We start from the raw sequence: 20,955 nt of genomic DNA, 5'->3' as shown, positions 1-20,955 counted from the left end.
CTCGAGATGAAACGGAGCGTTGTCGATGGGTGTATTTCACGCAACACGCGTACCGATCTCATCGGCGGCGCGGGCCTTCTGGGCGGTCACCCTGTCATCGCGGCGCAGGAAGAGACGAAACGACTGCTGCTTCACGACGCAGGTCCGGCGCGGCCTCTCCCGACCGTCGTATTCAAGAAGACCTAACGAATGCAACTGGGCAGCCAGCGCCTGGAACTCGCCTACTACGGAGACAGCCACGAACCCGGCAACATCTTCATCTATGCGCCGGAGCAGAAGACGTTGATGGTCGTCGATCTTGTCTTCCCGGGATGGATGCCGTTCCGGCGCTTTGCCGTTGCGCATGACGTGCCAGCCTGGATGGCGCAGGTGGAGATGATCGCGAAGCTGCCCTTCGACAAGCTGGTAGCAGGCCACGTCGCGCGATTGGGGACGCGTGCCGACGTGCTGACCCGGATCGGGTTCGATAACGACGTGAAGCGTGCGGCAACGGCAGCGCTGAAGACGATTCCTTTCGTGGACGGAATTCATCCGGCCGATGCAGAAAACCCGTGCGCGCTCACAGACGCCTATACGGCGCGTGCGGCCGGATATTGCGTCAATGCGTTGACGCCAAAATGGAGCACCCGGTTGGGCGGGTTCGACACTTTCGTCTGGGACCGGTGCTACGCGATGGAGCAGAGCCTTCGCTTGGACTGAAGTGCGGTATTGCGCAACTTGAGAGAAATCCGTCGGGAGAGGCGAGCGTCGAGGCAAGCGACCGGCAACCCGACTGGCAACCCGGATACCGGCTCGATGCGCGGAGCGGACGGCTACACGGAGACGATGTTTACGCTGGCGAGGCTGGACGACTTCGTGCCGGCGCGCGCCGGACCAGATGTGGCAGGCGCATCCGCGGATGCGCCTTCGAGTTGTTCGGCCGGTATTCAGGCAGCGAATGGCGGGTAATCGACATATCCGTTCAGGCCGCCACCGTAGTAGGTCGAACGATCGGCCGTAGCGAGCGGCAGTCCGGTTTTCAGTCGGTGCACGAGATCCGGATTGGAGATGAACGGCTGCCCGAATGCGGCGAGATCGATCAGGCCATCGCTTATGAACGAGCGCGCACGTTCGGCCGTCATGCCTCCGGCGAGGATGATCGCAGTCTGGTTCGCCTCGTTCCTGATACGGGAAAGCAACTCGATGGTACGGGCTTCCGAGGCCGTGGCGTCTTGGGGCGCCACCGAGACGTTCGTCTGGTCCATGACATGGATATACGCTATGCGGCGCATGCCGAGTTCAGCGGCAAGCGATCCGTAGGTATCGAGAATGCCCGGGTAGTGTGGCATATCGAACAGCAGCCCATACGGTGAGATCCGGATCCCGATCCTCCCGGAGCCTATACGTGCGGCAATGCCGTCAACGACTTCCAGCGCGAAGCGCAACTGATTTCCAGGCGTCGCCGAATAGCGGTCGGTGCGATCGTTGACCAGGGGATTGAGAAACTGCTCGAAGAGGTAGCCGTTGGCAGCGTGGATTTCCACGCCGTCGAATCCGGCGTCGACGGCATTGGCCGCGGCGGTAACGAAATCCTCGACCACACGCCCGACTTCCCTCGTCGACAAGGCGGACGGCGTCGACGCCGAAACGAACCCAGGCCGCCCTTGGTCGTCGTAGGCAAAGACGATCGAGTCTTTTGCGAGTCGCGACGTGGCGCTGCGTGGTGCCTTGCCGTCAGGCTGAAGGCTCGTGTGCGATACACGGCCCACGTGCCACAGTTGCGCGAAAATCTTGCCGCCGACGGCGTGAACCGAATCCGTGGTGAGCCGCCACCCGGCCGTCTGCTCGTCCGAGTAGATGCTCGGATTGAACAGATAGCCCTGGCCCTCGCGTGAGATGGGGCTTCCTTCGGTCACGATCAGTCCGGCGGTCGCGCGCTGCGCGTAATAGAGCGCGGTGCGTTCGTCGGCAATATTGTTTGCAGCGCGGGATCGGGTCATCGGAGCCATGACGATGCGATTCGCGAGTGGAATTCCGTTGAGATCGAACGGCTTGAAAAGTTGAGTCATGTTGGTTTCCTCGTGTGGCAACCTATTGCTGAAGGTACAGTCCCAGTGCTTCGGCGCCGCCGATGTGCCGGCCGTTGATGAACACCTGCGGCGCGGTCATGCTGCCGGATACGGCGCCCAATACCTTGGCGCGGATGTTGTGGTCGAGCGGTACCTCGACATATTCCATGTCATGGTCGAACAGCAACTGCCTGACCCTCGCGCAGTAAGGGCAGCCGACCTTGGAGAACACGACGATCCGGTCGGGACGCAGCGCATCCGGTGCAACATGGTCGAGCAGCGTGTCGGCGTCGGACACCTTGAACGGATCGCCCGGCTCATCGGGCTCGACGAACATCTTGTCCACGATGCCGTTCCTGACCAGCATCGAATAGCGGCGGCTTCGTTTGCCGAAGCCCAAACCCGTCTTGTCGACAAGCATGCCCATGCCGTCAGTGAACTCGCCGTTGCCATCCGGAATCATCACGATATTCCGGCATTCCTGGTTCCTGGCCCATTCGTTCATCACAAAGGTGTCGTTGACGGCCACGCAAAGGATGGCGTCCACGCCGGCGGCATGGAACGCAGGTGCCAGTTCATTGAAGCGCGGTAGGTGGGTCGACGAGCACGTCGGGGTGAAGGCGCCCGGCACCGAGAATACGGCGATCGTCCTGGCATCGAACAGCTCCGCGGTGCTGACGTTCCTCCATGCGTTGTTTTCGCATAGGCGGAACGTCACGTTGGGCACGCGTTGACCTTCACGGGATTGCGGCATGTTGAGCTCCTCATCGGCAGTCGGTGATCCGGTCGGGAGAACGGCATGTGTGAAACGGACAATGTCCGCACCCGGTTGATCGTTGCTGATGATCAGTATGGGGTGCGATCGCTGTATGGTCGACGGGGTCGCGCGGCAATACAGCCGTGCGTGAAATGCACCAACGACGCGACGTAGCGATGCCACGCTCACGAGGCTTCGGCCCTCCTTGCTGCAATCTCGCGTGCGTATCGGAACGAACGACGTCGATCTTCAAACCCGGATTCACTCAAGCGATGAATCCGGAGTCCGTCGAATGTGCGAATTCGTCCCGATGTGCACGATATGCGAAATGCGGAGCGTCTCTGTATTTCCGCACGTTGTCGATTGTTGTCGCCCAGGCAATATGGTGAGTTCGCCCGCGGTGCTACTGAGGTTCGAAGCTCGGGCCTAGAATTCGCGTCGACGATCGTCACATACGCGCCATGCCGTATGTCGATCCGATCGTACGAAGCATCTCACTGAATCTCTCCAAGGAGTGCCCCATGCGATTCGATATGGTTACGCGAGCGAGTATCTGCTCCGCGATACTTCTCGCAGTCATGCCGACAGTGGCGTTTGCCGAGCCGTTTGCCGTGAAGGTTGACGATCTCGACCAGGGCGGTCGGTTCGTGAATGCGCAGGTGTACAACGGATTCGGTTGTCAGGGCGACAACGTCTCGCCCCGCGTCTCGTGGTCGCACATCCCGCCCGGAACGAAAAGCATCGTCCTGACCATCTACGATCCCGACGCGCCGACGGGCGGACTCGGATGGACGCACTGGGATGTCGTCAATATCCCGCCTTCGGAAACGGCGATTCGGAAGGGGGCATCGGGAGACGCACGACTGATGCCGGCCGGCGCGCTCGAGACGTTGACGGATTTTGGCGAGTCCAGGTACGGTGGGCCATGCCCGCCGCAAGGCGAATCACATCGATATGTCGTCACGGTATCCGCGCTGTCGGTCCCGAGCGTCGATGTGAAGCCGACGTCGAGTCCGGCGGTCGTCGCATATCAGATGCATGGAAACATCATTGCCCAGGCACGATATGTCGCGACGTACCATCGACAGTCGAATTGATGGCTGAATGCCGGTCGAGCGTATGTTTGGTCGGCATCACGACGTGCGTGGCCGTGCAGTGTCGCGGCCGGGAACGCTGCCACGCAACGCTTCATGGTCGATACGCAAGATGGCGCCCTGAAGGGGCGCGCACGGATGACGCGTTGCTCGCGCATCGACTGTGTCCAGGTCGCACGGTGCGGTCAATTGACGGGATCGATGCACGCGGCCAGAGGTTCCTCGATGCCCGATCGTCGCGACCGGCACGGGGTTTCAAAAGCGATAGCGTACGTAGCCCGAGTAAAAATTGCTCCCCGGGTTCGGTTCCTTGATGCCGGCATTGGAGATATGCTGGAAGCGGAATCCAATTTCCGTGGCGGCGTTTTTGCCAAGGCCGACACCCACCCCCACCATATCCGAGAACTGGAACGCACTGCCCATGCGGTGCTGGTCGGAAGTGCCTGCATGGCTCAAGATGCGCACGCCAACCGAACCCTCGACGAACGGCACGACATGACCGCCGTGCTTTTCGAGGCGGAGTATCGGCGAGAGTCCGAGTTCCGTCAGGTCGCGTTTGTTCGTTTCGCCGCGTGTATTCCAGCCGGCTATATTCGCTTCTGCCTGGAGCCTGAACAACCAGCCCTCCGGATTGCCATACTGAATGGGGGTGTTGAAGTTGATGCCAAGCTCGTATTTATTGATGTCGTGACTCGTATCTCGACCATACCCGAGATGCACGGCCGGATGATGCCAGCTGACGAGCTCTGCTGCAGCGACGTTCGAATTGGCGATACTCAGCAATGCGGCCGCGGCGACAGGACGCATGAGCGCGTTGATCGAAAAATGGCGTGCCTTGATCGGTTCGCAAGGCGATTCATATGATGTCATGTGCGAAATATGGGCTATCTGTTCGACCGCCGACTTGCCGGAAAATATATGCGGTAAATCGTATGGAAATCGCCGAAATTCCAGAAGCTCGCCACGTGGAAATTGCGTGTTGCCCAGCGCACGACAATCGACGGTCATTCGGTTATTTGTGCCGCTTCCGTTGTGCTGTCTGCATCTTTGCCTGCAGTAATGTTTCGAGCTCCTTGAGGTACATCATCACGGCACGTAGATAGGTATTTTCCTTGGGCAATTCTTCGCTCGCACGTTTGGCCGGCGTGCGAGAGTCGCTGGATTTCGATGGGGGGGATGTAACCATCTTTCAAAGGCGTTCTGGTCGGTATGGCATTAAACGACGTAGGCTGCTTCGTGCTGGCGCCGCTGTTGAATTCCTTGCACTCATTGCGTTTTGTCGTAGCCGACAGATCGATGTCGCGCCTTCGGCGCATGAGATGACGGAACCGGATCGCCAGAGGGCCGGCCGTCGCGCAATGGGACGTCTCGTACGCCAGGCATCGTGAAGTCTCCAAAGAGGTCGCCGGATGGTCCGGGGCAGGCCGGTCGGTCGACGGCTCGCTTCAGGCGAGAAGCCAGCCGGCTTGCGGTACGCGGATTCCGGCAATAGCCGCGTGCCACGATCGTAGTGGGCGGCGAGCGGAGGCGGTAGGCAGCGAGGTGGACTCATCGTGTTGTCCGTTATGCACCAGTTGAATCGATGAACGCTCGAGATCGACTTGGCGGAACGGCGACCGAGACTGCGCGAACACGTTGTTCGGCTGGCCTGTAAACAGCGGCAACCAGGCCGGTTGAAGAAGGAGGTGAATCGTCCGGCAGTCGCGTCGGGCGCGAATCGCGGCCCAATATTGATGTGATAGGACTGTGTCCAATATCTGCATTTCAATGTCGCGATTAATGGCACATTCCATTCGACGGCGGGCGCAGTATAATCGTGCCCCGTATAGTTCCCGTAGGGCTGCCGTGATTTTCGGCGGCGGGATACCAGGCAGGCGACACTGGAGCGCGGTAGCGAGCGGTTCGTATGCTCACAGCAATGCAGGGCAAGGAGGGGAAATGAGCACACGGGTGCATTCGACGTTGCCCCGGCATCACGACGACCGCGAGGACCCTGTCGCCTATGTGGTCGACGACGACGCATCAATGCGCGAGGCGCTTGATGCCCTGCTGCGCTCCATCGGGCTTCGCGTCGAGACATTTGAATCGGCGCAGGAATTTCTTGCGTTCCCGAAATACAGCGTGCCGAGTTGCCTGATTCTCGATGTCAGGCTTCGTGGAGAAAGCGGTCTCGCTTTTCAGGAGCAGATAGCAACCAGCAACATGCGTCTGCCGATCATATTCATGACCGGGCATGGCGATATTGCTATGACGGTCAAGGCGATGAAAGCGGGCGCGGTTGATTTCCTGGCGAAACCGTTTCGTGATCAGGACATGCTGGACGCCGTTGCCAATGCATTGGCGCGCGACGGACAACGGCTGATAGCCGAACAGTCGGGTTTGGCGGTTCGCGCCGCCTATGATTCACTGACACCGCGCGAGCGGGAAGTCATGAGCCTCGTTGTGGCAGGCTTGAAAAACAAGCAAATCGCCTTTGAATTAAACCTCAGCGAGGTCACGGTGAAGATTCATCGCGGGCAGGTCATGAGGAAGATGGCGGTTCGGTCGGTCGCCGATCTCGTCAGAAAATCGGAATCGCTTGGCGCTACTCCGCAACTGAAGAAATAGAGACGATGCATAGGCTCCGGCGGCGCGCTGCCCCAACGGTTGTCGACCGCCTATGGCTTTTTCAGTGCGAAGTTGAGCCAATGTTCGATGGCATCGGGATCCGCTGGTTTGCCAAGCACGACCAGTGCGCCGATTGCCAGCGCCTTTGCTTTCAGATCGGCAGTCGGAAACGACGTGATGAACAGGGTCGGCATGGTGTGGCCGAGTGCCTGAATCCGGATCAGCATGTCGACTCCCGACATGCCGGGCATCATGACGTCTGAGATCAGGCACGATGTTTCGGCGATTCCACCGGAATCAAGAAATTCCTCCGCAGACGCGAATAGGCGTGTTGGCCTGCCGAACGAGCGCACGAGGCTACCCGTCGCAAGCCGGAAGGCTTCATCGTCGTCAACTATCGAAACTATTTGAGCGGCACGCAAGTGTTCGGCCTCGTACATCGGGAAAGGAGCAGCGTGCGCTGGACCGTCGTGCGGCACAGCGAGAACGCGTCGGCTTATGCTTTGACGGTAGCCAGCGTAAATCTCATCTGCAAGATGTGAAATAGTACCTATGTATTAGTGGACCTGATCGTCGACGAAGTCGAGCGAGTGTTGCGAACCGCTCTCGTTCGATCGAGTATCGCCACGAATGCGGACGCGGAGCTCGGTTTGCGTTGAACATGCGCATTCGCTGTTGGTGAGCGAGGGTGCGCCAGCGCAGCCTGCGCCGCGAGGATGATCCGGTCGTACCGACGGAAGGGTAATCGGCATGATCAGGATTCGGCGGATACGCGCGACGACCGGCGGCCGAGTGGCGAATCTTTCCAATGGTAAATATGAAAGGTAGCGGTAATCTTAAATGGCGCGGTAATATGCTGGCGGCGTACCTGTTTATGCGGCGATTTGTCATCGCGAAGATGTTTTTGACTAGATAGCTTCGGCGTGTATCGGTGCCGACTTTGCACTGAGATGCGGGGTGCAGCCGTGATCACGGACCAAAGTTCGACGGCAGCACGCGGCAGATCAAGACCTTCATAAGGCTCCGGTTCCGATGGGTGAGAGACTTCAGATTCTGTGGGACGACGGTGAGCGCATTGTCTCCCGGGGAACGTGCCGAGGCGAGGGTGGTGGCGGCAGCGTCCTGTATGCGTATCCCGCAGCCGAGCATCCATTGCCGTCCAGCATAGAGCGGCTCACTCACGAATTCGGCCTGAAAAATCATCTCGATGGTGCATGGGCGGTGCGGCCGCTGAAGCTGCTGCGCGCGGATAACCGCACGGTCCTGATGTTCGAGGACCCCGGCGGCGAGCCGCTGACGCGTCTGATTGGCGCGCCTATGGAGACCGGGGCGTTCTTGCGCGTTGCTATTGCGATTGCTTCGGCGCTGGTCAACGTTCACAAGCACGGACTCCTCCATAAGGACGTCAAGCCGCTACATATTCTGGTGAACTGTTCCGATGGACGAGCGCGCCTGACCGGATTCGGCCTCGCCTCGCGGCTGCCACGCGAGCGCCAGGCGCCTGAACCGCCGGAGACCATTTCCGGCACGCTCGCGTATATGGCGCCCGAACAGACCGGACGCATGAATCGCTCCGTCGACTCGCGCAGCGACCTCTATGCGCTGGGTGTCACGCTCTACCAGATGCTTACCGGCGTGCTGCCGTTCAGTGCAGCGGACGCGATGGAATGGGTGCATTGTCATATCGCCAGAAAGCCGGTGCCGCCCAGCGGACGTGTTGGCGTGCCGGCCACGGTGTCCCACATCATCATGAAACTGCTCGCGAAGACAGCGGAGGAGCGCTATCAGACGGCCGCCGGTCTCGCGCACGATCTTCAACGCTGCCTGACCGATTGGGAGCGTCAGCGGCGCGTGGACGACTTTCGACTGGACGAGAACGGCACGCTGGACCGGCTACGGATTCCCGAGAAGTTGTACGGACGGGAGCGCGAGGTCGGCATCCTGTGCGCCGCGTTCGAACGCGTGCTCAATACCAGCACACCTGAGCTGGTGCTGGTCTCGGGCTATTCGGGTATCGGCAAATCCTCTGTCGTCCACGAATTGCATCGAGTGCTGGTGCCGCCTCGCGGGCTCTTCGCATCAGGCAAGTTCGATCAGTACAAGCGCGACATTCCGTATTCGACGCTTGTGCAGGCTTTTCAAGGTCTGGTACGCACACTGCTCGGCAAGTCCAACGCGGACCTTGCGACGTGGCGCGATGCATTATGCGACGCACTCGAGCCCGACGCGGCGCTCGTGACCAACCTTATCCCCGAGTTGAAGCTGATCATCGGTGAGCCGCCGCCGCTTCCCAAGCTCGAACCGCATCAGGTGCAGCAGCGGTTCCTGCGCGTATTTCGGCGTTTCATCGGCGTATTCGCCAAGGCGGAGCATCCGCTCGTGCTGTTCCTCGACGACTTGCAGTGGCTTGATACGGCAACGCTGGATCTTCTGGAGAATCTGCTTGTCGACCCCGGCCTGTGTTACCTCATGCTCGTCGGCGCGTACCGCGACAACGAAGTCGATGCCACGCACCCATTGACGGGCAGACTTCGGTCGATCCGGCACGCGGGTGCCAGGATCGACGAGATCAAGTTGGCGCCGCTCTCGAGGCATCACATCGAGCAGTTGATTGCGGAGTCGTTGCATTGCGATCGCGCGTGTATCGAGCCGCTGGCACGATTGGCGGAGGAGAAGACTGCCGGCAACCCGTTTTTCTTGATCCAGTTCCTGCAGACGCTGGCGGAAGAGGAACTGCTGACTTTCGATCATGATGCGTCGACCTGGATCTGGGATGCGGCCAGCATCCATGCCAAGGGATACACCGACAACGTCGTGGATCTGATGATCGGCAAGCTGGTCCGTTTGCCGGTTGAAACGCAGCAGGCACTGCAGCAACTCGCATGCCTTGGGAACGTCGCTGAGATTTCGACGTTGTCGCGTGTCTTTGCCGTTCCGGAATCTGCAGTCCCCGTGACATTGTGGGACGCGGTCCGCCAGGAACTGGTCGAGCAGTCTGAAGGGGCCTACGCGTTTGTTCACGATCGTGTTCATGAAGCGGCGTACTCGCTGATTCCCGAAGAGGCGCGCGCCAAAGCCCATCTGCAAATCGGTCGCGTGCTTGCTGCGCAAACGCCACCGGAACGGCGTGACGAGGCGATCTTCGAAATTGCGGGGCAGCTCAACCGCGGCTCCGCACTGATTACCGAGCGCGATGAGAGAGAGCGGCTGGCAGAATTCAACCTGTTTGCCGGCCGGCGCGCCAAGGCATCGACTGCCTACGCGTCCGCGCTCGCCTATTTCTCGACCGGCTTGTCGCTGTTGAATGACGATTGCTGGGTCCGCAGACACGAGCTGATATTCGCGCTGGAACTGGGCCGCGCGGAATGTGAATTCCTGACCGGTCAATTGTCGGCCGCCGAAGAGCGATTGGCGCAACTGTCGAAACGTGCCGCCACGACCGTCGAGCGCGCCCGGGTTGCATGTCTGCGGGCAGACCTGTATCTCATCCTCGACCAGAACGAAAATGCGATCGCGGTTTGCCTGACGTTTCTTCGTCACGTGGGCCTGGACTGGTCGCCGCGCCCGGACGCGGTGCCGGTACGCAGCGAATATAATCGCATCTGGTCGCTGCTCGGCGATCAGGCAATCGAAGAGCTCGTCGAGCTTCCGTCGATGGATGACCCGACCGTTCTTGCAACCGTCGAAGTGCTGACCAAGCTGTTGGCACCGGCCGTGTGCACGGATTGCAACCTTGCCTGTCTGACCGTCTGTAAAGCAATTACCCTGAGTCTCGAGCATGGCAATGGCGATGCTTCTTGCGTGGCCTATGTTCACCTTCCGAGATTCGCCGGACGACTTTTCGGTGACTACGAGGCAGGATTCCGATTCGGCCATCTCGGACGCATGCTTGTCGAGCGGCGCGGGATCGAGCGTTACAAAGCCAGCACGTATCACCCGTTTTCCATTTTCGTCGCTCACTGGGTACAACCGGTACGGACGTGCGGCGATCGGTTGCGCCGCAATTTCGACCTGGCCAACCAGATCGGTGACGTACCCATTGGCGCATTCTCGTGCAACTGCCTCATCTCGAATCTGCTCTTTATCGGTGAGCCGCTGGCCGAGCTGCAGCGAGAGGCCGAAAGTGGTCTCGCGTATGCCAGGAAAGTGCGATTCGGCGCCGTCATCGATTTCATCGAAAGCCAGCTCGCACTCATCCGGATGCTCCGTGGCACGACACCGAAATTTGGCTGCCTCGATGATGGGGCGTTCGACGAAGCACAGGTCGAGCAACGCTTGTCCGCGCCGTCGCATTCGATTGCGGCATGCTGGTATTGGGTCCGGAAACTGCAAGCTGGCTTCATCGCCGGAGACAACGAAGCAGCGATGCATGCCGCCGCGAAGGCACACGATCTACGCTGGACGCTGCACGCGTTCATCGAGGAGGCCGAGTACTATTTTTATGCCGCGTTGACCCTGGCCCGTCACTGCGACGCCGTCCGCCCCGAACAGTGGCCGTCGCACCTTGACACGCTGAACGATCACCACCGGCAACTCCGCATCTGGTCGGATCTCTGCGCGGAGAATTTCGCGAGCCACAGTGCGCTGATCGGTGCCGAGATCGCGCGCCTCGAAGGTCGTGTGACCGACGCCGAGATGTGCTACGAACAGGCTGTTCGCTCGGCACAGGAAAGCGGTTTCATCCACGTCGAGGCGCTGGCCAATGAACTGGCAGCGCGTTTTTATGCGGCTCGCGGCCTCGGGAGAATTGCCCGTGTATATATGCATGACGCCCGCTATGGCTATCTGCGCTGGGGGGCCGATGGAAAGGTCCGGCAACTCGAAGCGAACTATCCCTACCTGAATGCTTACCAGCGAACCGACAGGCTGACTCCCGGGCAGTCGGTCACGATCGATGCGCCAGTCGAACATCTGGATCTGGCGACCGTGATCAAGGTGGTGCAGGCTGCGTCCGGCGATATCGTCCTCGAAAAACTCATCGACATGGTCATGCGCACGGCCGTCGAGCAGGCGGGCGCGGCACGAGGTCTGCTGATCCTGCCGATGCACGGCGAGCATAGCATCGTGGCGCAGGCGACGACCGGTGAGACGGCTATCCAGTTGCAACTGTGCGATCTGCCGGTGAGCGGCGAGATGCTGCCGCAGGCGGTTCTGTACCATGTCTTGCGTACCCGCGAGAGCATCATTCTCGACGATGCCGCGATTGTGCCCACCTTTGCCGACGATCCGTATATTCGCGAGCATCGTGCGCGTTCCATTCTTTGTTTGCCTTTGATGAATCGGGCAACGTTGACCGGCGCGCTCTACCTCGAGAACAATCTGGCCGCCCATGTGTTCAGTCCGGCGCGTATCGCCGTGCTCAAGCTTGTGGCATCGCAAGCTGCGATCTCGTTGGAAAATGCCCGCCTCTATCGTGACGTCGAGGAGCGGGAGGCAAAAATCCGGCGCCTTGTCGATGCGAACATCATCGGCATTCTTGTCTGGAATGCCAACGGCGAAGTTCTGGAGGCCAACGACGTATTTCTGCGCATAGTGGGATATGACCGCAACGATCTCCTGGCGGGCCGCTTGCGCTGGAGGGATCTGACGCCGGTGGAAGCACAACAAGAGGCCGATGAAAGGCTGCAGGCGCTTCAGCGGACGGGCCGTGTCGATCCTTTCGAGAAGGAGTACATCAGGAAGGACGGGACCCGCGTGCCTGTCATTGTCGGCCTGGCGACTTTTGAGGCCAGGCGGAATGAAGGTGTCGCGTTCGTGCTTGATCTGACCGAGCAAAAGCAGGCCGCGGAAAAAATCCGCGAGACCGAGCGGCGCTATCGGGAGGTGCAGACCGAAATGGCGCATGCGAATCGTGTGGCGACCATGGGGCAGCTCGCAGCCTCGATCGCGCATGAGGTCAATCAGCCGATTGCCGCAACGGTCACCAATGCTCAGGCCGCGCAGCGCTGGCTAAACCTCCAGCCGCCGGATATCAACGAGGCTAACCTTGCGCTCGGCCGCATCGTCAAGGACATCAATCGCGCGTCGGACGTGCTGGGCAGGATTCGCCAGCTGATCAGGAAAGCCCCGCCGCGGAAGGAGCCGGTGAACCTCAACGACGCGATTCGCGAGGTGATCGAACTCACCCGGGGAGAAGCAAGGAAGAACGGCGCTTCGGTGGAGATACAGCTCGCCGACGACTTGCCATGCGTTGAAGGCGACCGTGTCGAGCTGCAGCAGGTGCTGCTGAATCTGGTGATCAATGCGCTCGAAGCGATGAACGGTGTCGACGATGGCCGGCGAGAACTGCGCATCGATACCCGGACGTCCGAGATTGGCGGCGTACGGGTGACTGTACGGGATTCGGGGCCGGGTTTTGGTCCGGACAACACGAAAAGCGTCTTCGCACCTTTCTACACGACGAAGCCCACCGGGTTGGGGATGGGATTGTCGATATGCCGCTCCATTGTCGACGCTCATGGCGGCGAATTATGGGCCAGTGACAATTCACCGCGCGGCGCTGTTGTCCAGTTCACGGTGCCGCTGCATCCGGCCACGGCAGACTAGCATCCCGGGCGTCGCGCGACGCGGCACCGACCATGCGGAACCGTCTTCGACGTTTTTTCTGCCGGCGTAACCGAAGCCGTTGCGCGAGCGGCTCGTCGCCGCACGTTCCAGTCGATCGTGGAACGGTGGCTTTTCCTGCAGCGCTCAGTCGCGTCGGTAGATCGCCGACGGCACGCATAGGGTTGCGTGGCCAACTGATCGGCCAGTGCGACGATTTCTTCCGGAACTGGAGCGTATGGCATGAAACCTGACTCTTACCTGTCTCCCGATGACGCAGGCCGTCGAGACCTGATGCTGGGCGGGGTCCTGGCAACCGTCGCTGCCATGGTGCCGAACGCCGCGGCAGCGGCTACGGATTGCGCACCGAAGCCCACTGCCGGTGCGGCGGGGGCGAGGATTCGGTCCTCGGACAGGATCACCACCAAGGATGGCGTCGAAATCTACTACAAGGAATGGGGGCCGAAGGATGGTCAGGTAGTCACGCTCAGCCATGGCTGGCCGCTTTGCTCTGACCGCAAGCCTTGCCCACATCGCGTGGCGGTTTCTGCAGATTCCAGCTACCGTTTGTCTCCTCCCGTTGGTCGAAGCCGGATCCAGGGTGCTTCTTCGGGAATAGGCAGAGGCTTCGGGCCGGATCGACCTGCCGAGTGATTCGACTGGGCAAAGACCGGACCGATCGTGATCGGTCAGTGCGGTCGTGCCATCGTTATGGTTGCCAATACAACCATCTATGCGCTACCAATGCGATGAGTTGTGCCACGACGGCGGGCTCGAGCGTGACGAGCGGCAACCGATTGTCGAGCGCATTGAAATGGAAGATTTCGCCGAAGCCTGGCGCGATCACCGCTCCCAAGCCTGCCTGTTGCAGGCCCCACGCCGCATGCGCCCGGCTGGAACGGCAACCGACGTTCGCTCCTGCAGCGAGGATGTTCGCGCGCCCGCACTCGGGATCCGCCGTGCCGGATCGAGGCGGGCGATACGCCGGTCGTGATTCTGCCGGCGAGCATTCCGGCCCCGGATGCATGAAGATCGGGTGCGACATCAGCGGGCATCGACACGCCCCTATCGCGCCATGATCGATGCCTGGGCCGCTTGATATGCCATCATGCGTCTTTTAGTATGAAGGAAGCGCAGCGTGCGTCTGCGCACAAGCTTGGTCACAGAGGAGACACATGCAATCCAGGTCGGCGGCTCCCTATACGATCGTCGTGATCGGCATCGTGATCGCCTGCGCGCTAATGGGGCTGTGCGTGCTGCAGCTGTTCCAGAGCCGCAACGACGCGCTCGAGCGGGCGAGCGAAACTTCCCGCAATCTCGGCCTGGTCGCCGAGCGAGACATCGAACGCAACCTCGAACTCTATGACTTGTCGCTGCAGGCGGTCATCCAGGGGCTTCAACGTCATGACTTGATGGACGCACCCGCGAGCGTGCGGCGCGCCGCGCTGTTCGATAACGCGATGACGGCACAATTCCTCGGCTCGATGCTGGTACTCGATGCCGCCGGCAACATCGTCCTGGATTCCGCCAACGACGTGCCGCGCCGCGGCAATTTCGCCGACCGCAACTACTTCACCGTCCATCGCGACAATCCGGATGCAGGGCTCTATATCAGCGACCCGTACCCGTCGCGCCTGCGCAGCGGCACGCTCAGCATCGGGCTCACGCGGCGGATCTCGAACCCCGACGGCTCGTTCGCCGGGATCGTGCTCATCGCGGTCAACCTCGAATATTTCCACCATCTGTTTGCCGGCCTGTCACTGGGGCAGCACGGTTCGATCTCGCTGATCGGCAGCGACGGCGTCATGGTGATGCGTCAGCCGTACGACGCTCGCACCATCGGCCGCGACATCAGCCAGGCCGCGACCTTCAAGCGGTTTCAGACCGCGCGGGAGGGCGTATTCTCGGAAACCTCGACGCTCGACGGGGTGCGCCGTCTCTACTACTTCAGGCATCTGCCGAAGCTGCCGCTGATGATCATGGTCGCCGAAGCGGAGCAGGACATCTATGCGGCGTGGCGGCACCGGGCCGCGACGATCGGCGCGCTGGTGGCAACGTTCGGCGCTGCGTTCATCGCGGTGTCGGTCATGCTCGGCACGCAACTCCGGCGCCGGATGCGCGCCGAATCGGAACTCGTGTTGCTCGCACGCACCGACGGCCTCACCGGGCTGAACAATCGCCGCAGCTTCGCGGAAGTGCTGGATCGCGAATGGCGTCGTGCCCGGCGAGCGCGATCGGTCTTCTCGTTGTTGTTCGTCGATGTCGACCGCTTCAAGGCCTATAACGACGCCTATGGCCATCAGGCGGGAGACGACGCGCTGGCCGCGGTTGCGCGCTGCATCGGCGACAACATCCGCCGGCCGGCCGATACCGCAGCCCGCTACGGCGGGGAGGAATTCGTCGTGCTGCTCCCCGATACGCCCGAGACGGGCGCCGCCCAGATTGCCGAGCGGATTCGCGCGGCAATCGACGAACTGGCGCTCGAGCACGTCGGCAGCGAACATGGGCGCGTCACCGCCAGTATCGGCCTTGCGAGCTGGACGCCCGAGCACGATGAGGAGGCCGGCAGCGTGATCAAGGCTGCCGACGAGGCGCTGTACCACGCGAAGGCGACCGGCCGGAACAAGGTCGCCGCCTTTCAGGCGCCGGCGTGACGCGTCGCGGCATGGCAGCGTTGTTGCAGCCGGCGAGCACGTATCACATGCTGTCGAGAATGTGGACGGATACCGGAAGTACGGATGCGCAACCGACGTGGTAACGAGGAAGTCCGCGCTTGCGCATGCGTGCTGCTGCCAGGCGAATGCGGCCGGAGACCTAACGACGCATACCGAACGATTCATCGATCCATATCCGTTGGGAGCCCGTCCCGGCACGGACATGTTCCGGGGCGTCGCGGTCGGTGCGGCTGCTCCGATCGTGTTTCCGTCGATCGTGCGTCATGAACCGACGGCGCGCGATATCGACGACGAGGCGGCCGCTCGAGCGCCGGTCGTGCCGGGATCCGCAAACAAGTTCGCCGCGACCAAGGCCGCCGCGCTACAGTGGACGTCAACCGCCGTCGAACGACGGGCGATGCGAGGGGCGAGCCATGCAACTTCAAACCGGCAATCTGTTCAGCACCGAAGCGGTGCGCGGCGACGACGAACGGATCGACATACTCGTCGCGGGGCCGCGCCTGAACGTCGAGCGCATCGTGTCAATGGGGCACGCGAGTCCCGACGGGTTCTGGTATGACGATCCGCGTGCCGAGTGGGTCGTGCTGCTGTCGGGCGCGGCCGTGCTCGAGTTCGAGGCGGACGCGACGCTGCACGACATGCGCCCCGGCGACTACGTGCTGATCGAGCCGCATTGCCGGCATCGCGTCGCGTGGACGCATCCGGAACAACAGTCGGTCTGGCTCGCGATCTATTACGAACGCTGAATCGCGCGGTGGCTTATTGGCCTGGCCGGTATCGGCTGAAGCGCTGCTCGATGACGCTGGTTCCCCATTGCGCGCCCTCCGATTCGCTCGTCAGCGTAAAGCCGAACGATTCGTATAAGTGACGTGCGGAATCCAGGCCCTTGAACGTCCACAGGTAGGTCTCGCCGAACTGCTGATCGTCGACGAACTGCATCGCGCGCGTCATCAGTTGCCGCCCGATACCGGAGCCGCGCAATGCGTCGTCGACGATGAACCATCGCAAATGTGCGATTCCCGTGGCTTTATTCCCGTCGATTGCGACAGAGGCGAGCGCACGGCCGTTCTCCGCATGGAGCCACAGAGCCTTGCCTTCAGCCGGCAGCGTGCCGGCAAATTCCGCGAGTTCGGTAGCAACCTTTTTCTCGAAGAACGCGCCAAACCCCCAGTGCTCCGCATAGAACCGCGCGTGAAGGCTTGCTATGTCGCCGATACAGCCGGGTTGGTAGCCGTCGACAATCTGCGCGGCGTCCGGTTTCGGTGAAGGCGCCCCGGCAACGTTGTCCTGCGCGAGCGCATCGCTGTAAAGCGCGAGGGCGCGGACGAGGGTTTGCTGGTCTGCCGGAACCATTCGGCGTAACGCGTTCGACACCTGACGCGTCGCGAACTGGTCGATCTTCTTGCGAAGTTTTTGCCCGTCGGCAGTCAGGTACAACTCGGTCGCACGTGCATCGTCGGGGGAGACGCGGCGCGTCACGAAGCCGGCCGTTTCGAGCCGGGAAAGCTGCCTGCTCGTATTCGATTTGTCCAGGCGCAGCATGCTGCCCAGATCCTTTGCACTGATGCCGGGCGCCATGCCTATTTCGAGCACGGCGTGAACGGCAGAGGGCGCCAGATCGCTATCGGCCAATGTCGCGCGCATGAAACCCAGTTCGCGAACCAGCTTGCGGGAAAAATCGCGAAGCTCGAGGATCGTCGCCTCGCGAGGCTTCGCCGGAATATCGATGAGGTCCATGACCAGCCCAACAGAAAGTTGCGAGTCGCAAGTAATATTAGTTGCGACTCGCAACTTGTCAAGGCCGATTTCGTCGGCATGCAGGGCATGCATGACCGATATCGCAGGCCTGCGCGCCGAAAAAGGCGCGGCGGCGCGACCTAGCCGCGCCCCACGAACGGCATCGTGGTCGCCATGATCGTCATGTTCAGGATGTTGGTGTCCAGCGGAAGATTCGCCATCTGCACGACCGCATTCGCGACATGCGTGACGTCCATGCGTGCCTCGGGCGCCATGCGTCCGTCGGCCTGCAGAACGCCTTCCGTCATCCGGTCGGTGAGCGACGTTGCCGCATTGCCGATGTCGATCTGGCTGCACGCGATGTTGTACGCGCGGCCGTCGAGCGCGAGCGACTTGGTGATGCCGGCCACCGCATGCTTGGTGGCCGTGTACGCGATCGTGTTCGGGCGCGGCGTATAGGCGGAGATCGAGCCGTTGTTGATGATCCGGCCACCCTGCGGCGTTTGCGCTTTCATCAGGCGCCATGCTGCCCGCGCGCACAGAAAGACGCCCGTCAGGTTCGTCGCGACGACGTCGTTCCACACGCCGAGTTCGTATTCGTCGAGCGCAACGGCCGGCGCGTTGCGGCCGGCGTTGTTGAACAGGACATCCAGCCGGCCGAACTGCCGTGCGATCTGCGCGAACGCGTGTTCGACCGACGCTTCATCGGTGACGTCCGCCGGAAACGCATGCGCGTCGCCGTGGGCGGCGGCGATCGCCTCGTTCGTTTCATGCAGCGATGCTTCCTTGCGCCCGATCAGCGCGACGGTAAATCCGGCGTTCGCGAGCGCGATAGCCGCGGCACGACCGATGCCGGAGCCGGCGCCCGTGACGGCGGCGAACTTGTTCGAGGCAGACATGGCTTGATTCCCTGCGGGTTGGGGTGAGGAAAGAGGCGGCGGGTGGGCGATGTACTCGCCGTGCGCCGATTGACGCGACATCGTACCGCGCACCACGGGTTTCGCGGTGCGAGCGCTATTTCCTGCGCGCCGGCGCGGACTTCCGTCCGCGTGTTTCGGTTTCCGCGAACAGGCTGACTACGACATCCCGCAACCACCGGTTGCCTTCGTCCTGATTCACGCGCGTATGCCACAGCATGTGAATCGGCGCGCCCGGCAGCGTGACCGGCAACGCGCGCCAGCCCAGCGAGAACGGTGCGGCGAGCTGCAGCGCAAGATGTTCCGGCACGGTCGCGATCAGGTCGGTGCGCTGCAGGATATAGCCGACGCTCATGAAATGCGGCACCGTCAGCCGCACGCGGCGCTTCACGCGGCGCCGCTTCAGCCATTCGTCGACCTGCCCGTGACCGGTGCCGGCCGACACGACGACCAGATGCTCGGCGTCCCGCCACGCGTCGATCGTCAGCGGCGCGTCTTCGAGCGGATGCCCGCGCCGGAACAGGCACACGTACCGCTGATCGAACAGCCGCCGCTGATAGAACCCGCCCTGCAGTTGCGGCAGCAGCCCGATCGCGAGATCGACGCGGCCGTCGGCCATTTCGTCGCTGAGATTGACGCTCGTGTTGCGCACCGTATTGAGTGCGATGCCCGGTGCCGCGCGCGAAAGATATTCGAGCAACGCGGGCAGGAACACCACTTCGCCGATATCGGTCATCCCGATCGTCATCGTGCGCGACGCGCGCAGCGGATCGAAGCCGGTTTCGGGATTGAGCGCGGCATGCAGCGTCGACAGCGCCTGCGCAACCGGCTCGGCCAGGCGCAATGCGAACGGCGTCGGGACCACGCCGCCCGGCCCGCGCACGAACAGCGGATCGCCGAGCCGGCGGCGCAGCTTCGCGAGCGCGTTGCTGACGCCCGGCTGGCTCATGTTCATCTGCTCGGCGACGCTCGACACGCGCCGCTCCTGCATCAGCCGCTGGAACAGCAACAGCAGGTTGAGGTCGATCTCGCTGAGTTCCATGGTTCGGTGATCATTCCATTCAGTGATGAAGCAGATTCCCGGCATTTTATTGTGGGATGAGAGTGCGCTGCTGACAATACCGATACGGCGCCTGCATTCGACAGGCGTGCCGGACAGGTCACGCGCGCCGTGGCCTCAACGACTCATTATCTGAATATCGGAGACACGTTCATCATGCAGACGAATCTGAGGATCGCGATCGTCGGTGCCGGCATCGGCGGCCTGACGCTGGCGCTCGCATTGCGCGAGCAGGGCATCGACGCGCAGCTGTACGAGCAGACCGACGTGCTGCGCGAGGTGGGGGCGGCCGTCGCGCTGTCGGCCAATGCGACGCGCTTCTACGAACGGATGGGATTGCGTCCGGCTTTCGACGCGGTGTGCGCGGAGATTCCGGGTCTCGTCTATCGCGACGGGCGCAGCGGCGCGGTGATCGGCCATCATCGCGGCGAGCCCGACTATCGCCGGCAGTTCGGCGGCTCGTACTGGGGCGTGCACCGCGCGGACCTGCAGGCGATCCTGTCGAAGGCGGTCGGTGCCGAGCAGATTCATCTCGGCCATCGATTGGTCGATCTCGCGCAGCATCCGGATCGCGTCACGCTGAGCTTCGCGAACGGCGAGCGCGTCGACGCCGATCTCGTGATCGGCGCGGACGGCGCGCGTTCGATCACGCGGCGCTGGATGCTCGGCTACGACGACGTGCTGTATTCGGGTTGCTCGGGCTTTCGCGGTGTGGTGCCTGCCGGGCGGATGGACCTGCTGCCCGATCCCGAGACCATTCAATTCTGGGTCGGGCCGCACGGCCATCTGCTGCACTATCCGATCGGCGACAACGGCGACCAGAACTTCCTGCTGGTCGAGCGTCATCCGTCGCCGTGGCAGTCGCGCGACTGGGTCATGCCGGCGCAAGAAGGCGAGCAGCTGCGGCTGTTCAAGGACTGGCATCCGGCGGTGGTGCAGATGATCACGGCGGTGCCGATCAGCCAGCGCTGGGGGCTGTTCCACCGGCCGCCGCTCGGCCGCTGGAGCCGCGGGCGCGTGACGCTGATCGGCGACGCCGCGCACGCGCTGGTGCCGCATCACGGGCAGGGCGCGAATCAGTCGATCGAGGATGCAATGGTGCTGGCCGCGCAACTCGCGAAGGCCGGGGCGGGCAACTGGCGCGAGGCGCAGGAGGCGTACGAGCGGCTGCGGCGCGGCCGCACGCGCAAGGTGCAGTATGCGTCGATCACCGCAGCCGACGTGCTGCATCTACCCGATGGGCCGGCCGCGCAGGCGCGCAATGCGCGTCTCGGCGAGCGCGACAGCGTGCTGCATCACCTGGACTGGATCCATGATTTCGACGCGCTTGCCGACGAGCCGAACGAGCGGCAGGGCGGTACGTGGCTTTGAGCGGAAAGGTGCGGTGCGAACCGCGGTAGTGCGTCGGGCTTCGGCGCGGCAGTCGCGTGGCCGGTCGTCGGGAATGCTGGCCGCGCTTGTGCCGGCCGGTCGGCCGGTATGGCCATCACGCTTAGTCAGGCATCCGTTGTGCATCG

The 20,955-nt window shown here is 62.1% G+C and carries 16 protein-coding genes; 8 read left to right on the top strand and 8 right to left on the bottom strand.

The window, feature by feature from the left end; translation table 11 throughout:
* Positions 1-189: 189 nt before the first annotated feature.
* Positions 190-699, top strand: a complete 510-nt coding sequence (locus tag DIE15_RS02330; RefSeq protein WP_124832269.1) for a hypothetical protein — start codon at positions 190-192, stop codon at positions 697-699.
* A gap of 227 nt (positions 700-926) precedes the next feature.
* Here the strand turns inward: DIE15_RS02330 and DIE15_RS02325 are convergent, their stop codons facing one another.
* The gene (locus DIE15_RS02325) at positions 927-2,048 is read right to left on the bottom strand and encodes an alkene reductase (protein WP_057924896.1); all 1,122 of its coding nucleotides are present in this window, start codon (positions 2,046-2,048) and stop codon (positions 927-929) included.
* 22 nt (positions 2,049-2,070) lie between these two features.
* Entirely contained in the window at positions 2,071-2,802 is a 732-nt protein-coding gene (locus DIE15_RS02320) for a glutathione peroxidase (protein ID WP_057924897.1), read from the bottom strand.
* A gap of 524 nt (positions 2,803-3,326) precedes the next feature.
* Here DIE15_RS02320 and DIE15_RS02315 point away from each other — a divergent pair.
* Positions 3,327-3,902, top strand: a complete 576-nt coding sequence (locus tag DIE15_RS02315) for a YbhB/YbcL family Raf kinase inhibitor-like protein (RefSeq protein WP_124832268.1) — start codon at positions 3,327-3,329, stop codon at positions 3,900-3,902.
* A gap of 252 nt (positions 3,903-4,154) precedes the next feature.
* Here the strand turns inward: DIE15_RS02315 and DIE15_RS02310 are convergent, their stop codons facing one another.
* On the bottom strand, positions 4,155-4,907 hold the full coding sequence (locus DIE15_RS02310) for an acyloxyacyl hydrolase (RefSeq protein WP_244104782.1): 753 nt from the start codon (positions 4,905-4,907) through the stop codon (positions 4,155-4,157).
* A 930-nt stretch (positions 4,908-5,837) separates the two neighbouring features.
* Between DIE15_RS02310 and DIE15_RS02305 the strand changes: the two genes are divergently transcribed.
* Complete coding sequence (locus tag DIE15_RS02305; RefSeq protein ID WP_124832267.1) at positions 5,838-6,506, top strand: response regulator transcription factor; 669 nt, start codon at positions 5,838-5,840, stop codon at positions 6,504-6,506.
* A gap of 50 nt (positions 6,507-6,556) precedes the next feature.
* Here the strand turns inward: DIE15_RS02305 and DIE15_RS02300 are convergent, their stop codons facing one another.
* Positions 6,557-6,946: a response regulator transcription factor gene (locus DIE15_RS02300; RefSeq protein WP_057924900.1), complete on the bottom strand. Its 390-nt coding sequence runs from the start codon at positions 6,944-6,946 to the stop codon at positions 6,557-6,559.
* Positions 6,947-7,538: 592 nt separating this feature from the next.
* Between DIE15_RS02300 and DIE15_RS02295 the strand changes: the two genes are divergently transcribed.
* Together DIE15_RS02295 and DIE15_RS37345 are read left to right on the top strand one after the other, a co-directional pair.
* Positions 7,539-13,052: an AAA family ATPase gene (locus DIE15_RS02295; RefSeq protein WP_124832266.1), complete on the top strand. Its 5,514-nt coding sequence runs from the start codon at positions 7,539-7,541 to the stop codon at positions 13,050-13,052.
* A 240-nt stretch (positions 13,053-13,292) separates the two neighbouring features.
* Positions 13,293-13,703 (top strand): alpha/beta fold hydrolase, encoded by a 411-nt coding sequence (locus tag DIE15_RS37345; RefSeq protein ID WP_221624153.1) that lies wholly within the window; start codon positions 13,293-13,295, stop codon positions 13,701-13,703.
* Positions 13,704-13,758: 55 nt separating this feature from the next.
* On the opposite strand, the gene DIE15_RS38095 is transcribed toward DIE15_RS37345, so the two are convergent.
* Positions 13,759-14,094 (bottom strand): 3-isopropylmalate dehydratase small subunit 2, encoded by a 336-nt coding sequence (locus DIE15_RS38095; protein ID WP_082664602.1) that lies wholly within the window; start codon positions 14,092-14,094, stop codon positions 13,759-13,761.
* A 130-nt stretch (positions 14,095-14,224) separates the two neighbouring features.
* Here DIE15_RS38095 and DIE15_RS02280 point away from each other — a divergent pair, with 130 nt between their 5' ends.
* Positions 14,225-15,703, top strand: coding sequence for a sensor domain-containing diguanylate cyclase (locus tag DIE15_RS02280; protein WP_057924903.1), 1,479 nt, complete (start codon positions 14,225-14,227; stop codon positions 15,701-15,703).
* 434 nt (positions 15,704-16,137) lie between these two features.
* Entirely contained in the window at positions 16,138-16,470 is a 333-nt protein-coding gene (locus DIE15_RS02275; protein WP_057924904.1) for a cupin domain-containing protein, read from the top strand.
* Between the two features lie 13 nt (positions 16,471-16,483).
* Here DIE15_RS02275 and DIE15_RS02270 read toward each other — a convergent pair whose 3' ends face one another.
* From DIE15_RS02270 to DIE15_RS02260, 3 genes are all read right to left on the bottom strand, one after another.
* Positions 16,484-17,461 (bottom strand): helix-turn-helix domain-containing GNAT family N-acetyltransferase, encoded by a 978-nt coding sequence (locus tag DIE15_RS02270; protein WP_124832356.1) that lies wholly within the window; start codon positions 17,459-17,461, stop codon positions 16,484-16,486.
* 140 nt (positions 17,462-17,601) lie between these two features.
* The gene (locus tag DIE15_RS02265; protein WP_057924906.1) at positions 17,602-18,360 is read right to left on the bottom strand and encodes an SDR family oxidoreductase; all 759 of its coding nucleotides are present in this window, start codon (positions 18,358-18,360) and stop codon (positions 17,602-17,604) included.
* Positions 18,361-18,475: 115 nt separating this feature from the next.
* Positions 18,476-19,420, bottom strand: a complete 945-nt coding sequence (locus DIE15_RS02260) for a LysR family transcriptional regulator (RefSeq protein ID WP_057924907.1) — start codon at positions 19,418-19,420, stop codon at positions 18,476-18,478.
* Between the two features lie 174 nt (positions 19,421-19,594).
* On the opposite strand from DIE15_RS02260, the gene DIE15_RS02255 reads away from it, so the two are divergent.
* Complete coding sequence (locus DIE15_RS02255) at positions 19,595-20,809, top strand: NAD(P)/FAD-dependent oxidoreductase (RefSeq protein ID WP_124832265.1); 1,215 nt, start codon at positions 19,595-19,597, stop codon at positions 20,807-20,809.
* The last annotated feature ends 146 nt before the right edge of the window (positions 20,810-20,955 follow it).

This window comes from Burkholderia sp. Bp9031 (assembly GCF_003857965.1).
Taxonomy (GTDB): Bacteria; Pseudomonadota; Gammaproteobacteria; order Burkholderiales; family Burkholderiaceae; genus Burkholderia; species Burkholderia ambifaria_A.
Note: the sequence above shows the minus strand (reverse complement) of the source record. Positions and strands in the feature narration are given on the sequence as shown.

Excerpts from the sequence above, each read along its gene's own strand:
- DIE15_RS02325 (WP_057924896.1), bottom strand. The coding sequence starts at position 2,048 with ATGACTCAACTTTTCAAGCCGTTCGATCTCAACGGAATTCCACTCGCG.
- DIE15_RS02280 (WP_057924903.1), top strand. The coding sequence starts at position 14,225 with ATGCAATCCAGGTCGGCGGCTCCCTATACGATCGTCGTGATCGGCATC.
- DIE15_RS02305 (WP_124832267.1), top strand. The coding sequence starts at position 5,838 with ATGAGCACACGGGTGCATTCGACGTTGCCCCGGCATCACGACGACCGC.
- DIE15_RS02295 (WP_124832266.1), top strand. The coding sequence starts at position 7,539 with ATGGGTGAGAGACTTCAGATTCTGTGGGACGACGGTGAGCGCATTGTC.
- DIE15_RS02320 (WP_057924897.1), bottom strand. The coding sequence starts at position 2,802 with ATGCCGCAATCCCGTGAAGGTCAACGCGTGCCCAACGTGACGTTCCGC.
- DIE15_RS38095 (WP_082664602.1), bottom strand. The coding sequence starts at position 14,094 with ATGTCGCACCCGATCTTCATGCATCCGGGGCCGGAATGCTCGCCGGCA.
- DIE15_RS02270 (WP_124832356.1), bottom strand. The coding sequence starts at position 17,461 with ATGGACCTCATCGATATTCCGGCGAAGCCTCGCGAGGCGACGATCCTC.
- DIE15_RS02255 (WP_124832265.1), top strand. The coding sequence starts at position 19,595 with ATGCAGACGAATCTGAGGATCGCGATCGTCGGTGCCGGCATCGGCGGC.
- DIE15_RS02310 (WP_244104782.1), bottom strand. The coding sequence starts at position 4,907 with ATGACCGTCGATTGTCGTGCGCTGGGCAACACGCAATTTCCACGTGGC.
- DIE15_RS02265 (WP_057924906.1), bottom strand. The coding sequence starts at position 18,360 with ATGTCTGCCTCGAACAAGTTCGCCGCCGTCACGGGCGCCGGCTCCGGC.
- DIE15_RS02300 (WP_057924900.1), bottom strand. The coding sequence starts at position 6,946 with ATGTACGAGGCCGAACACTTGCGTGCCGCTCAAATAGTTTCGATAGTT.
- DIE15_RS02330 (WP_124832269.1), top strand. The coding sequence starts at position 190 with ATGCAACTGGGCAGCCAGCGCCTGGAACTCGCCTACTACGGAGACAGC.
- DIE15_RS02275 (WP_057924904.1), top strand. The coding sequence starts at position 16,138 with ATGCAACTTCAAACCGGCAATCTGTTCAGCACCGAAGCGGTGCGCGGC.
- DIE15_RS02315 (WP_124832268.1), top strand. The coding sequence starts at position 3,327 with ATGCGATTCGATATGGTTACGCGAGCGAGTATCTGCTCCGCGATACTT.
- DIE15_RS02260 (WP_057924907.1), bottom strand. The coding sequence starts at position 19,420 with ATGGAACTCAGCGAGATCGACCTCAACCTGCTGTTGCTGTTCCAGCGG.
- DIE15_RS37345 (WP_221624153.1), top strand. The coding sequence starts at position 13,293 with ATGAAACCTGACTCTTACCTGTCTCCCGATGACGCAGGCCGTCGAGAC.